This is a genomic window from Nonomuraea sp. NPDC050783, from assembly GCF_040802095.1.
GTDB lineage: Bacteria > Actinomycetota > Actinomycetes > Streptosporangiales > Streptosporangiaceae > Nonomuraea.
In genome coordinates this window covers 185,807-198,582 of sequence record NZ_JBFAHK010000010.1, presented here as the reverse complement: position 1 = coordinate 198,582, position 12,776 = coordinate 185,807, and the positions used below count along the sequence as shown (strand labels likewise).

The window sequence follows — 12,776 nt, the reverse complement described above, 5'->3', positions numbered from 1 at the left end:
CACACCACGAAAGGGGTCGTTCACATGCCCGACATGCCCACCGGAGAGTTCTGGAAGGACAACAGCTGGGCCGGCATCCTGCGGGCCAAGGAGGCAGGGCTGGTCAACCGGCACTACCACCCGCACGAGGTGTTCGCGTACACGATCTCCGGCACGTGGGGCTACCTGGAGCGGCCCTGGACGGCGACCGCCGGCGACTTCGTCCACGAGGCGCCGGGCGAGGGCCACACGCTGGTCGCCTACGACAGCGGCGAGCCGATGAAGACGTTCTTCATCGTCAAGGGCCCGCTCATCTGGCTGGACGAGAACGGCGAGCCCGACGGCTTCTTCGACGTGCACGCCTACATCAAGATGTGCCGCGAGCACTACGAGAAGGCCGGGATCGGCGCCGACTACGTCAACTCCCTGTTCCGCTGAGCCCAGGCGCGCCCCCCTTCCCGAAGCGAGATCGTCATGACCGGCGCCCCCTCCATCGCCGCGCCGGACGCCCGCACGGCCGACCGGTACGAGATCCGGCTCCTCGTCATCCTCTTCCTGTCCTTCGGGTTCGTCTTCTTCGACCGCCAGACGCCGGCGTTCCTCGCCCCGTACATGGACGAGGACTTCGGCCTGTCCAACGCCGAGCTCGGCACGCTGTCCGGCGTGCTCGCGCTCACCTGGGCGCTGGCCGGCATGTTCGCCGGCCGCCTGTCGGACGCGCTCGGCCGGCGGCCGAGACCGGTTCGCCGGGCTGATGGGGCACGGCGGGCCGGCCGAGCGGGCCACCGTGCCCGCGTACATGCTGCACCGGCTGCCCGCCGCGGTCTCGCTGGAGCAGGCGGCGGTGTTCGAGCCGGCCGCCGTCGCGCTGCACGCGGTGCGCCGGGCCGGGATCCGTCCCGGCGAGAGCGTCGCCGTCCTCGGGCTGGGCCCGATCGGGCTGCTCGTGGTCCAGCTCGCGGCCCGCCACGGCACCGAGCACGTCGAAGCCGCCGGCCGGACTCGCGCGGTCGCCGGCGGGGTGGACGGCCCGGGGAACGAACCGCCCGGGAATGGCCCACGGGAGATCAAAGTCCGGAGCGGGTGCCGAGGGGGCGCCGATACGCTGCGGACGCGTGATGATCAGGCGCATCGGGGGGCAGGACATGCGCAAGAAGATTGAGCGGGCTCGCGGACGGGTGCCCGCGAGGGCTCTGATGCTGGCAGGGGGAGCCGCCGCCGTCGTGGCCGCCGTCGTGGCCGTGGGCGCGGGGTCGGTCACGTCCGCCGGGCAGCGGCACCCCTCGCCGCAGGTCACGGACGCCCGGCGAGAGGTCGTCCGTGACGGCGCTCCGGCGGCTCCTCAGCCGGGGAGCATGCCGGGCACCTCGATCGCCGCTCCCGGCCCGGCGCCGGCCGCCCAACCCCGGGGCAGGGCGGCCCATCGGGACGACCAGGCCGGCGACACGAAGCCCGTGGGCGCGGCCGGCGACCGGGCGCGCGCCGACGAGCCGGCTGGCCGCCGCGAACTCGTACCGCCACGGCGGCCGGCCGGCGCCGCGAGCGGTCGGCACCCGTCCCGGCCCGCTCCCCGGGCGAGGCGAGGACCGGGCAACCCGTCCCCGCACTCGCCGACGCCCCTCGGGCGCGATCAGGACTCGTCGCTCCTCGGGATGAAGTGCGATGAGCTGTTCCCCCTGCGCAGGTGGGAGTCCCGGGTGCGCAACGTGGCGTGCCACCACCTGCTGGGCTGACAGGCCCGCTGCCGCTCGGGCGCTCGTCAGCCGCCGGGGCCGGGCGGTCGCCTCAGGTGCGGGTCCATTTCTGGCCGGTCGCGCCGTTGCAGGTCCAGATGCGGGCCCTGGTGCCGTTGGCGGTGCCGCCGACGTCCAGGCACTTGTTCGCGCCCACGGCGGTGACGGTGCCGTCGGCGTTCAGGCGCCACTTCTGGTTGTTCTGGCCGTTGCAGTCCCAGATGATCACCGCGGTGCCGTCGGCGGTGCCCGCGCCGTTCACGTCCAGGCACTTGCCGCCGTAGACCCGCAGCTCGCCGGCGCCGGTGGCGGTCCACTGCTGGTTCGCCTGGCCGTGACAGTCCCACAACTGCACCGCCGCCCCGTTGGCCTGCGAGGCGCCGCTGACGTCCAGGCACCTGTTCGACGCCGCGCCGCGCAGCGCGCCCGTGCCGCCCGGGGTGCTGGTCAGCTCCTTGACGCGGATGTTGCGGAAGGACACGACGTCGCCGGTCCCGTGGTTCTGGATGCCGATGTAGCCCTGCTGGAGGGAGCGGGCCGGGTCGGTGTTGGTGAAGTCGTTGACCTTGGTGCCGTTGAGGAACACCTGCAGCCGCTCGCCCTCCACCAGCAGCTCGTAGGTGTTCCACTGGCCTGGCGGGTTGAGCGCCGCGTCGCGGGCGGCGAGGTCGGCGGACTTGAACCCGTAGACGGCGCCGGTCGTCCTGTCCGGGGTGTCGGTCGCGTCGATCTGCACCTCGTACCCGGTGTCGAGCGCCGCGGCCGGGTCGCTGGTGGCCGGGAAGCCGACGATCACACCGGAGTTGGAGTCGCCGGTCAGCCTCCAGTCGAGCTTGAGGGAGTAGGAGCGGAGCTCCTTGGCGCTGTACCACAGCATGCCCATGCCGTCCTGGGAGGTCAGGGTGGCGTCGCTGTTGGCGAACGACCCCGGCCCCGCCTGCGACCAGCCCGCCGTCGAGCCGTTGTACAGCGTCGTGTACCCGGTCTCGGGACGGCAGTCGGCGTTGACGGCCCTGGCCGCGTACCGGATGCCGCCGAGCAGCAGCGTCCGGAAGGCCGGATCGGCGTACGACTCCTGGGTGTGCCCCAGGCCGGTGTAGAACGCGCGGCCGGAGGACTGCGGGTGGCACCAGGTGATCGGGTGGTCGCCCATGCCGCCGCCGCTGTAGCTGCCCTCGTCGAGGCTCTGCAGCACCCGGACGTTCGGGCGGGGGTTGGTGCGGTAGTTGTACCACTCGTCGGTACGCGACCAGGTAGCCCCGAGGTGCGCGGTCGCGGCGTGCGCCCGGTCCTCGTTCCGCACGGTGGCCTGCTGGATCGCCGGGTGGTTGTTGAACCAGGCGCCCATCAGCTGCCCGTAGTAGGGCCAGTTGTACTCGGTGTCCGCGGCCGCGTGCACTCCCACGTAGCCGCCCCCGCCGTCCACGTACGCCTGGAAAGCGGCCTGCTGGGTGTCGTTCAGCACGTCACCGGTCGTGCTGAGGAAGACGACCGCCTTGTACTGGGCCAGGTTGGCCGCGGTGAAGGCGGCGGAGTCCTCGGTGGCGTCGACGGCGAAGTCGCCGGCGCTCCCCAGGTCGCGGATGGCCTGGATGCCGGCGGGGATCGCGTCGTGCCGGAAGCCGGCCGTCTTGGAGAACACCAGCACCTTGAAGGCGGCGGCCTGGGCGGGGACGGCATGGACCGCCGCCGCCGCCGCGAAGGTGATCGCCACCGCCGCCGCGGACAGGCGTCTCAGCACGGGGGCCCTCCGGTCGCTCCCCGCGGCGCGCCCTGGCGCGGCGGGGGTGAGCTGTCGCAGCATGGGTGGTCCTTTCAGACGCGGGTCCAGCGCTGGTTGGATCCTGCGGTGCAGGTCCAGATGCGTGCCTTGGTGCCGTTGGCGGTGCCGCCGACGTCCAGGCACTTGTTCGCGCCTGCGGCGGTGACGGTGCCGTCGGCGTTCAGGCGCCACTTCTGGTTGTTCTGGCCGTTGCAGTCCCAGATGATCACCGCCGTGCCGTCCGCCGTCCCGGCGCCGCTCACGTCCAGGCACTTGCCGCCGTAGACCCGCAGCTCGCCGGCGCTGGTGGCGGTCCACTGCTGGTTGGGCTGCCCGTTGCAGTCCCAGAGCTGCGCCTGCGCGCCGTTGGCCTGCGAGGCGCCGTTCACGTCCAGGCACCGGTTGGACGCCGCGCCGCGCAGCGCGCTCGTGCCGCCCGCGGGCGGGGTGCCGGTGTCGAGGGTGAAGGCGTCCACGTCGAACAGGTAACCCTGTCCGGTCGGTCCGCGGAAGACGAGATACAGCGTCGTCGTGCCGGCCGGCGCGCCGCCGAGGGCCGCCGAGACGTCGGTGAAGGTGTCCCAGCCGCCGGTGCTCGCCACGTTCGCCGTCCCCAGCAGGGTGCCTGTCGCCGAACCCGCCCGCACCTCGATCCGGCCGCCCGCGCCGGCCGAGGACACCCGGGCGGTGATCCTCGTCGCGTCGCCCAGGTGGTACGGGGTGAAGGAGATCCAGTCGCCGTCGTCGATGAAGCCGACCGTCCTGCCGCCTTCGGCGGTGGCGTGGTCGGCCGTCTGGACGCCCTGCTGGGCGCCGAAGTGCTCGGCCTGCCGGTGCCGCGGCTGGAGCGTGCGGACGCTGGTGGAGGTCAGGCCGCCCTGGTCGGTGTAGGAGGCCTCGAAGACGCCGTAGATGTTGGCCGCGGCGTCGTGCTCGCCGTCCACCGGCACCGCGATGGAGCCCGAGCAGCCGGTCCTGGAGGTGATCTGGTGGCGGTGGCTGTCGTGGCCGAGGAAGTAGGCGACGGTGACCTTGCCGCAGTCGATCGTGCCGTCCTCCGGGTCACTGGCGGTGACCTGGAAGGGCACGGTGTCGCCGAAGGAGAAGAGCTGCCCGTCGGCCGGGGCGGTGAGGGTGACCGTGGGCGCGGTGTTGCCGACGGTCACGATCACGCTCGCCGTGCCGGTGAGGCCCTGCGGGTCCCGGACCGTGAGCGTCGCCGTGTAGGCGCCGTTCGCTGTGTAGGTCTTGCTCGGGTTCGCCGCCGTGGAGGTGGTGCCGTCGCCGAAGTTCCACGCGTACGTCAGCGCGCCGCCCTCCGGGTCCGAGCTGCCCGCCGAGGAGAAGGCCACGGTGAGCGGCGCCGGGCCGGACGTCCTGTCGGCGGACGCCCTGGCGATCGGGTTGCGGTTGGCGCCGCCGATGTACTCGATGCGGTAGAGCGCCTGGTTGTTGCTCCCGGTGCCGTAGTCGAGGACGTACAGGGCTCCGTCGGGGCCGAAGGCCATGTCCATCACCTGCGTCCCCGACCAGGGGAACGCCGCGATCTCCCCGTACCCGCCGTCCTGCCTGACCTCGATCGCCTTGATCCAGCGGCGGCCGTACTCGCCGGCGAAGTACCGCCCGTCGAGCGACTGGGGGAACTTGACGGCCGAGTCCAGGTTCGGGTCGTAGCGGTAGACGGGGCCGCCCATCGGCGACTCCGACCCGGAGCCGAACTCCGGCGGGCTCCCGGCGTCCCCCGCGTACCGGATCCACGCCGGCTTCGCCGGGGGCAGCGTGGCCAGGCCGGTGTTGCGGAAGGAGTTGTTGGCCGGCCCGCCCGCGCAGTCGTACTTCGGGCCGGTGGTGTCGGTGGCGAAGTTCCACTCGTTGTAGGTCTCGGCGGTGGTGTTCGTGCCCGTGCAGTACGGCCATCCGTAGTTGCCCGGGCCGGTGATGCGGTCGAACTCCACCTGCCCGCTGGGCCCGCGGCTGGAGCTGGTCACGCCCGCGTCGGGGCCGTAGTCGCCGAGGTAGACGATGCCGGTCGCCCGGTCCACGCTCATCCGGAACGGGTTGCGGAAGCCCATCGCGTAGATCTCCGGCCGGGTGTTCGCCGTGCCCGGCGGGAACAGGTTGCCGCTGGGGATCGTGTAGGTGCCGTCGGGCTGCGGTTTGATCCGCAGGAGCTTGCCGCGCAGGTCGTTGGTGTTGGCGGCCGAGCGCTGGGCGTCGTACTGCGGGTTGCGGTTGGTCCGCTCGTCCAGCGGGGAGTAGCCGCTCGACTCGAACGGGTTGGTGTCGTCGCCGGTGGTCAGGTACAGGTTGCCGGCGGCGTCGAAGTCGAGGTCCCCGCCGACGTGGCAGCACATGCCGCGGTCGTTCGGCACCCGCAGGACCACCTTCTCGCTGGCCAGGTCGAGGGTGTCGTCCGGCTTGAGGGTGAAGCGGGACAGGTACAGCTCGCCCTTCCACTGGTCGAACTGCGACTGCGTGCCGGTGCTCGGCGCGTCACCGGCCGGCGTGCTCAGCCGCGGGGAGTAGTAGAGCCAGAGGTACCGGTTGGAGGCGAAGCCGGGGTCGGCCGCCACGCCCTGCAACCCCTCCTCGTCGTGGGTGTAGACGTTGAGCCGGGCGGCCACCTTCGTGTTGCCGCCGGCGTCGGTGACGCGCAGCGTGCCGTCGCGGGCGGTGTGCACCACCGACCGGTTCGGCAGCACGGCCAGCGACATGGCCTCGCCCAGCTCCGCGCCGCCCGAGGCGAGGGAGACCTGCTGGTAGTCGGACGGCGGGATGTCGAGGGCGCTCGCCGGGGCGGCGCCGAGCGCGAGCGCCCCGGGGATGATCAGCGCCAGCGCGGTCAGCGAGGTGAGCCACGGACGTCGGGTCATGAGGGTTCCCTCCTGCGACAGGAAGACCTGCCGGGCCGGCGGCGGGTGTCAGGCGCGGGTCCATTTCTGGCCGGTCGCGCCGGTGCAGGTCCAGATGCGGGCCCTGGTGCCGTTGGCGGTGCCGCCGACGTCCAGGCACTTGTTCGCGCCCACGGCGGTGACGGTGCCGTCGGCGTTCAGGCGCCACTTCTGGTTGTTCTGGCCGTTGCAGTCCCAGATGATCACCGCCGTGCCGTCCGCCGTCCCGGCGCCGCTCACGTCCAGGCACTTGCCGCCGTAGACCCGCAGCTCGCCGGCGCCGGTGGCGGTCCACTGCTGGTTCGCCTGGCCGTGACAGTCCCACAACTGCACCGCCGCGCCGTTGGCCTGCGAGGCGCCGCTCACGTCCAGGCATCGGTTCGACGCCGCGCCGCGCAGCGCGCCCGTGCCGCCCGAGGGCTGGCCCCCGGGTCCGGCGGCGGCGATCACGGCCTGGGCGCCGGCCGGCCAGGCGCCGTTGGTGACGGTGACGTTGTTGTTCACCACGTTGCCGCGGTCGCCGTTGGTCACGTTGGTGCTGCCGTTGGTGGACCAGTTGCCGGTGACGGTGAAGTTGCCCATGTTCTCGCCGTACCAGTAGTTGGCGGTGGCCCAGGTGCCGGTGTTCGACAGCACGTTGTTCCTGACGGTGTAGTACCTGGAGCCCTCGTCGAAGTAGATGCCGAACCAGCCGTTGGTCCGCAGGCAGTGGTTGTCGCTGATCACCGCGCCCGGGTTCCACGACAGCGTGTAGATGCAGCCGCCGTCGGTCATCTGCTGCATGACGTCGTGCACGTAGTTGCCGACCAGCCGGTTGCCGGAGGCGGTGGTGGCCGTGGTGTAGCGGGGCTGGAAGTCGTACAGGCCGCGGTCGGCGTAGTGGGTGCTGCCGCCCGGCTCGTTGGCGCCCCAGCCGTACCCGATCGACATGCCGGTGTAGGGCAGGTTGTAGACCTCGTTGCGGGACACGTCGGTGCCGGTGACGTAGGTGGTCAGGACCGAGACGATGCCCCGGTGGTCCAGGCCGAGGTCGTGGATGCGGTTGTGGCTGACGGTGATGTTCCGGTTGACCATCCGCTGGTCGCTCGGGTGGTGCGCGTCGGCGCGCACGCCGCCGACCACGACGCCGCCGGCCGAGCTGCGGGCGATCTCCGACCGGGTGACCGTGATGTCGGCGGCGCCCAGGCCGACCCCGCTGGCGTGCGCGTTGGCGTCGTTGCCGATGCCGATGGCGGTCTGCCCGAGGTTGAGGAAGCACGAGTCGGTGAAGGTGATGGTGTTCGCCGCGGAGACCTGCACGGCGGCGGGCATCTGGTACCAGTTCGGCCGGGTGGCCTCGAACTGGCGGCAGCCCTCGTGGCAGGAGGTGAAGGCGGGCCAGCTCCAGTTGCCGGCGATGTAGGCGCCGGTCTGCTGGTCCACGTAGCCCTGGTCGCCGCTGGGGCCGAGCCAGCTCGTGCCGGTGAAGGTGATGCCGCTGAACGTGATGTGGTGCGCGGGCGCGTCATAGGTGCCCCCGACCTGCACCAGCGACTGCTGCACCGGGAGCTCCACGCTGACGTCGCCCATGTTCTGCCCGGCGAGCGGGATGTAGGACAGGACGCCGGTCGCGGGGTCGAGGTACCACTCCCCCGGCGCGTCGAGGAACTCGTAGGCGTTGACCAGGTAGAGCGGCCCCGCCCGGTGCGGGCTGGTGAAGGTGTCGTACCCGAAGTTGTTGTTGTTCCAGGCCGGCTGGCGCATCGTGATGAGGTTCCCGCTGATGCTCTGCACGGGCGCGTACCGGTCGGTGAACGAGCCGACGCTCTCCATCTCGATCCGGCCCTGGTTGGCCAGGTTGTTCAGGTAGCTCAGCGCGCTGCTGGTGAACCTCATCCCGGTGCTGCTCGCGGTGAAGTCGGAGCGGTTGACGGCGGTGCGCGCCCGGGTGGCGAGCGCGCCGTTCACGTACAGCTGCCGGCTGTCGATCCCGGCGCCCACGTCGGCGCGCCAGATGTTCCTGCCGGAGTCGGCCAGTGACCAGCCGGTGACCGCCCTGGCCCCGCTGATGACCGGGACGGCCCCCGCGGCGGCCTGCCACGTGACGGAGTAGCCGTTGGTGCCGGAGTCGGCGGCGGTCAGCCGGAGCGGCGCGGAGAGCCGGTACACCCCGCCGGCCAGCTCCACGACGATGTCACCGGACATCCCGGCGTTCAGCGAGCGGACCGCCGCCTGCGCCGCGGCCAGCGAGCACGGCTGGCCGGCGGTGCAGGCGGTGCCGGTGCCGGCGGGTGCCGCGTAGAGGGTCGTGGTGGCCGCGAGAGCCGGTGGGCCTGGGGCAACGAGGGCGAACGCCGCGGCCAGCACGGCGGTGACGAGGCCGATCAGGACGGGTCTCGGCGTCGTGACGGGCGAGGGTGAGGGCACAGTCGTTCCTTCGGGGGTAGGGGCGCCGGCCTGCGTACCCATTACCTGCGGATCACGGGGGCCCGTCAAGTGATCAAGCTGATCCATTTCATGGAACGTGCAGAAAGAGTACGACTCATGTGAACGAGCTCCGGATTCACCAGCGGGAATGTCGAGGGCTTCACATACCCGTGCCGAGTGCCGCGAATGAACCGTTCATCTGTGTCGTACTCATCGCGAAGAGCGTGCCACGGGGAGGCCCGGCTCATCCGTCATACTCGTGCAGGGAACGGCGAGAAGGGAGCACGGTGAGCGACACCCCGCGCGAGAGCGGATACCGGCCGGGCTACGAGGTGGCGGCCGAGCAGGTGCTGGAGCTGATCGTCCGGCTCGGCCTGCGCCCGGGCGACCGCATGCCGACCGAGAACGAGCTGGCCCGGCAGCTCGGCACCAGCCGCACCATGGTGCGCGAGGCGGTGAAGATCCTCTCCGCGCTCGGCCGGGTGCGCGCCCAGAAGGGCCGCGGTCTCTACGTGGCCGACGACGAGGGGATGTTCGCCACCGGGCGCTGGGGGTCCTTCTTCCTGCCGACCGACCTCGACCACGTCTACATGCTGTTCGAGTTCCGCCGGGCGCAGGAGATGGAGACCAGCCGGCTGGCCGCCCGCCGTGCCACCCCGGCCGAGCTGCGGGCCGTCGAGGAGGCGGCCGGCCTGTGCCGCCGCGGCTTCGAGACCGGGCGCGAGGACCTGTTCAACGAGGGCGACGACGCCTTCCACACCGCCATCGCCACGGCCTCGCACAACATGTTCCTCCAGGTCGCCGTGCGGGAGGCCCGCAGGTTGCAGGCGCAGTCGAGCCTCATCGGCCTGCGCGGCTCGGTGGGAGGGCACGCCGCCAAGGCCGTCGAGGAGCACGACGCCATCCACCAGGCCATTCGCGCCGGCGATCCCGAGGCGGCCGCGCAGGCCGCGGCCACGCACATCGACAACACCCTCGACGACTACCGCAGGGAGATCCAGCAGCGCCTCTTCTTCTCCTCCCACTGACAGGCGGGACCCGGCTCACCCCGGGGACCGCGCCGGGGCGGAGTGGTCGGCGACCGCCAGCAGCCGCCGCCCCGCGTGCTCGGGCCGGACGTTGGGGCTCTCGGCCGCCCTGGCGGCCGGCCGGCGGAACGTGGTGATCGCCTGCTCGTCGAGCGTGACGCCGAGGCCCGGCGAGTCGCCGAGGACGAACGCGCCGTCCTCGACGCGCAGGTCGAGTGACAGCCCGCGGGGCGGTTGCAGGTCCTGCAACTCGCTGGCCAGGTGGTTCGGCACCGACGTGGCGGCGTGCAGCAGCGCCACGGGCGTGGCGCCGATCGGGCTGACCGGCAGGTCGTGGGCGTGCGCCAGCACGGACACCCGCAGGAAGTGGGACACCCCCCAGACGGCGGCCGTCTGGACGACGTCCACGGCCCCCGCGGCCAGCAGCGGGCGGAACTGCTCCAGCCCGGTGAGGTTCTCCCCCGTGGCGACGGAGGCGCGGATCCCGCGGCCGACGGTGGCCAGCCCCTCGGCGTCCCACCGCCGCACCGGCTCCTCGATCCAGGTGAGATCCAGCGTGCGTTCCAGCTCGCAGACGTGCCGGACGGCCTGCTTGCGGGTCCACGCCTCGTTCACGTCGAGCATCAGGCCCGGCCGCGCGCCGCGCCCGGCCTCGGCCAGGACGTCCCGGACCAGCGTCAGGCGGTGCCGGTCGCGTTCGATGTCGAGGCCGCCCTTGATCTTGGCCGCGCGGAGCCCGTGCCGGGCGTAGACCTGGTAGACCGCGACGAGCTCGTCGTCGCTCAGGCCGATGTCGAGGCCGGAGGCGTAGGCGGGCACCCGCCGGTCGCGCCCGCCGAGCAGGCGCCAGAGCGGCTCGCCGGCCGCCTTGGCCTTGATGTCCCACAGGGCGGTGTCGAGCGCGCCGATCGTGCCGAACACGGCGCCGGCGTGGCCCGCCTTGAAGGTCTGCCGCAGCATGCGGTCGTAGAGCGCCGTCACGCCGCGCGGGTCCTCGCCCTCGATCGCGGCGAAGACGGCCTCGATCTCCACGTGCGGCCCGAGGCCGACGCCGGTGATCCCCTCGTCGGTGTCCACCAGGACGAGCGGCACCGGGACGGCCCCGTCGGCGAAGACGCCGTTGACGTCCCCGACGGGACGGCCCCATTCCTGGACCGTCGTCATGGTGCGATACCCCGTGATCCGCATGTCAGCCTTTCGTGGAGCCGGCGGTGACGCCGTCGGCGATCCGCCGCTGGAGGAACAGATAGACCATCAGGACGGGCACCGCGGCGATCAGGACGCCCGAGGCGAAGGTGGGAATATCGTCGGAGTACTGCCCGCGCAGCGCGTTGACCCCGATCATGAGGGTGCGGTGCTCCGGCGACGGCATCATGAGCAGGGCGATCAGCACGTCGTTCCAGCAGAACAGGGCGTCGAGGATGCCGACCGACAGCAGCGCCGGCGCGCCCAGCGGGATCATGATCCGCCGGTACACGCCGTACACCGTGTTGCCGTCGATCCTGGCCGCGTCCACGATCTCGGCCGGGATGGTCCGGTAGTGGCCGGTCATCAGGAAGACGGTGAACGGGAGGTACTGGGCGACGTAGGCCAGGACCAGCCCCGGATAGGTGTCGACGAGCCCGCTGTCGGCCATGACCCGGGTGAGCGGGACCATGATCACCTGGAACGGGATGAACAGCCCCGCGAGACAGCCCAGGAAGATCACCGAGGAGCCGCGGAAGCGCAGCCGGGCCAGCGCGAAGCCCGCCATCGACCCCATCAGGAGCAGCAGCGCCACGGCGCAGGCGACGACGACGAGCGAGTTGGCGAAGTACCGCGCCATCCCGGCGCCGGCCCACGCCTCGGCGAGGTTGTCCCAGCGCGGCGAGCCCGCCGGGGAGAACCGGTCGAGGACGTAGTCGCGGCGGGTCTTCATCGCGACGTTGGCGGTGAACAGCAGCGGGTAGATCGTCGCCAGCGCGAGAGCGGCCATCGGGACGGCGGCCGCCCACCTGGCCAGGCGTGCCCCGGGCATCAGTCCTGCCTCCCCGCGCGGCGGAGCAGCGTGATCTGCAGGAGCCCCACCACGAGCATGACGACGAAGAGCACCGTCGAGGCGGCCGAGGCGAGCGCCGGCCGGTTCATCTGCCCCTGCTGGTGCCAGATGTAGTACTCCGGCAGGTAGGTCGCCCCCTCCGGGCCTCCGCTGGTCATGACGAAGAGCAGGCCGAACATGGACGTCAGCATGCCGATCATCGTCGTCACGAAGACGAACTGGATGGTGCGGGTCAGGCCCGGGACGATCACGTGCCGGATGGCCTGGCCGAGCGACGCGCCGTCCACGCGGGCGGCGTCCAGGAGCGAGGCGTCCAGGGTGCTGAACCCCGCGAGGAACACCACCAGGGCCATCCCGAACGTCGCCCAGACGTGCACGCCGACGACCGTGAACATGGCGAGGTCCGGATCGCCGAGCCAGTCGACGGGGCCGGCGCCGAGCGCCCCCAGGAGGGAGTTCAGCGGGCCGTCGTACCCGAGCATGAGGTTGAAGATCGCGCCGACGATCACCGGCGAGAGCACGGCCGGGAAGAAGTAGACGCCTCGGTAGACCCGGTGGCCCGGCACGCGCAGGTAGATGAAGGTCGCCAGCAGGCCCGGGATCGCCACCGCCACGGGCAGCAGCAGCACCAGCAGCCCGACGTTGCGCAGCGAGACCTGGAACAGCGGGTCGCCGGCCAGCTCCAGGTAGTTGCCCAGCCCGACGGGGGTGCCGTTGAGCTCGCCGTCGCCGGTGAAGGAGAAGTTGACCCCCAGGGCCAGCGGCCAGAGCCGCAGCGCCACGATGACCAGCACGGCCGGGGCGACCAGGACGTAGGGCGCCAGGCGCTCGGCGCGTGCCTGGCGCGAGGCCGGCCGGGCCTGGCCGGCCGGCGGCCGAGTCCGGCCGGCCGGCGTCCGGGCCTGGCGGGCGGACGGCGAGGGCCCTGCTGTCCGCACG

Annotated in this window: 10 protein-coding genes and 1 pseudogene; 5 read left to right on the top strand and 6 right to left on the bottom strand. The window is 72.1% G+C overall.

What is annotated here, in order from left to right; translation table 11 throughout:
- Positions 1 to 24: 24 nt before the first annotated feature.
- The 4 genes and pseudogenes from AB0H75_RS26675 (at position 25) to AB0H75_RS26660 (ending at position 1,712) form a co-directional block, all read left to right on the top strand.
- The gene (locus AB0H75_RS26675; protein WP_367800600.1) at positions 25 to 417 is read left to right on the top strand and encodes a 2,4'-dihydroxyacetophenone dioxygenase family protein; all 393 of its coding nucleotides are present in this window, start codon (positions 25 to 27) and stop codon (positions 415 to 417) included.
- A gap of 36 nt (positions 418 to 453) precedes the next feature.
- Positions 454 to 702, top strand: a pseudogene (locus AB0H75_RS26670) (hypothetical protein); the annotation flags it as partial.
- Positions 703 to 733: 31 nt separating this feature from the next.
- Entirely contained in the window at positions 734 to 1,141 is a 408-nt protein-coding gene (locus AB0H75_RS26665) for a hypothetical protein (protein WP_367800821.1), read from the top strand.
- Positions 1,125 to 1,712 (top strand): hypothetical protein, encoded by a 588-nt coding sequence (locus AB0H75_RS26660; protein WP_367800598.1) that lies wholly within the window; start codon positions 1,125 to 1,127, stop codon positions 1,710 to 1,712. The genes AB0H75_RS26665 and AB0H75_RS26660 overlap by 17 nt, the downstream gene beginning before the upstream one ends.
- Before the next feature lie 52 nt (positions 1,713 to 1,764).
- On the opposite strand, the gene AB0H75_RS26655 is transcribed toward AB0H75_RS26660, so the two are convergent.
- Genes AB0H75_RS26655 through AB0H75_RS26645 form a run of 3 tightly spaced genes read right to left on the bottom strand, consistent with a single transcriptional unit; the run spans position 1,765 to position 8,771 of the window.
- Positions 1,765 to 3,516, bottom strand: a complete 1,752-nt coding sequence (locus AB0H75_RS26655) for a ThuA domain-containing protein (RefSeq protein ID WP_367800597.1) — start codon at positions 3,514 to 3,516, stop codon at positions 1,765 to 1,767.
- An 11-nt stretch (positions 3,517 to 3,527) separates the two neighbouring features.
- Positions 3,528 to 6,347 carry a carbohydrate-binding protein gene (locus AB0H75_RS26650; protein ID WP_367800595.1) on the bottom strand — a complete coding sequence of 940 codons (2,820 nt, stop codon included), beginning with the start codon at positions 6,345 to 6,347 and terminating at the stop codon, positions 3,528 to 3,530.
- A 48-nt stretch (positions 6,348 to 6,395) separates the two neighbouring features.
- Positions 6,396 to 8,771 (bottom strand): ricin-type beta-trefoil lectin domain protein, encoded by a 2,376-nt coding sequence (locus AB0H75_RS26645; protein ID WP_367800593.1) that lies wholly within the window; start codon positions 8,769 to 8,771, stop codon positions 6,396 to 6,398.
- Positions 8,772 to 9,058: 287 nt separating this feature from the next.
- On the opposite strand from AB0H75_RS26645, the gene AB0H75_RS26640 reads away from it, so the two are divergent.
- Complete coding sequence (locus AB0H75_RS26640) at positions 9,059 to 9,799, top strand: FadR/GntR family transcriptional regulator (protein WP_367800591.1); 741 nt, start codon at positions 9,059 to 9,061, stop codon at positions 9,797 to 9,799.
- A gap of 15 nt (positions 9,800 to 9,814) precedes the next feature.
- Here AB0H75_RS26640 and AB0H75_RS26635 read toward each other — a convergent pair whose 3' ends face one another.
- Genes AB0H75_RS26635 through AB0H75_RS26625 form a run of 3 tightly spaced genes read right to left on the bottom strand, consistent with a single transcriptional unit; the run spans position 9,815 to position 12,775 of the window.
- Positions 9,815 to 10,963 (bottom strand): mandelate racemase/muconate lactonizing enzyme family protein, encoded by a 1,149-nt coding sequence (locus AB0H75_RS26635; protein WP_367800589.1) that lies wholly within the window; start codon positions 10,961 to 10,963, stop codon positions 9,815 to 9,817.
- 25 nt (positions 10,964 to 10,988) lie between these two features.
- Positions 10,989 to 11,816, bottom strand: a complete 828-nt coding sequence (locus tag AB0H75_RS26630) for a carbohydrate ABC transporter permease (protein WP_367800587.1) — start codon at positions 11,814 to 11,816, stop codon at positions 10,989 to 10,991.
- Positions 11,816 to 12,775, bottom strand: coding sequence for a carbohydrate ABC transporter permease (locus tag AB0H75_RS26625; protein WP_367800585.1), 960 nt, complete (start codon positions 12,773 to 12,775; stop codon positions 11,816 to 11,818). Before AB0H75_RS26625 ends, AB0H75_RS26630 begins: the two co-directional genes overlap by 1 nt.
- Position 12,776: the final 1 nt, after the last annotated feature.

Bases quoted from the DNA above. Each gene is read 5' to 3' on its own strand.
- AB0H75_RS26675 (WP_367800600.1), top strand. From the start codon at position 25: ATGCCCGACATGCCCACCGGAGAGTTCTGGAAGGACAACAGCTGGGCC.
- AB0H75_RS26665 (WP_367800821.1), top strand. From the start codon at position 734: ATGGGGCACGGCGGGCCGGCCGAGCGGGCCACCGTGCCCGCGTACATG.
- AB0H75_RS26660 (WP_367800598.1), top strand. From the start codon at position 1,125: ATGCGCAAGAAGATTGAGCGGGCTCGCGGACGGGTGCCCGCGAGGGCT.
- AB0H75_RS26655 (WP_367800597.1), bottom strand. From the start codon at position 3,516: ATGCTGCGACAGCTCACCCCCGCCGCGCCAGGGCGCGCCGCGGGGAGC.
- AB0H75_RS26650 (WP_367800595.1), bottom strand. From the start codon at position 6,347: ATGACCCGACGTCCGTGGCTCACCTCGCTGACCGCGCTGGCGCTGATC.
- AB0H75_RS26635 (WP_367800589.1), bottom strand. From the start codon at position 10,963: ATGACGACGGTCCAGGAATGGGGCCGTCCCGTCGGGGACGTCAACGGC.
- AB0H75_RS26630 (WP_367800587.1), bottom strand. From the start codon at position 11,816: ATGCCCGGGGCACGCCTGGCCAGGTGGGCGGCCGCCGTCCCGATGGCC.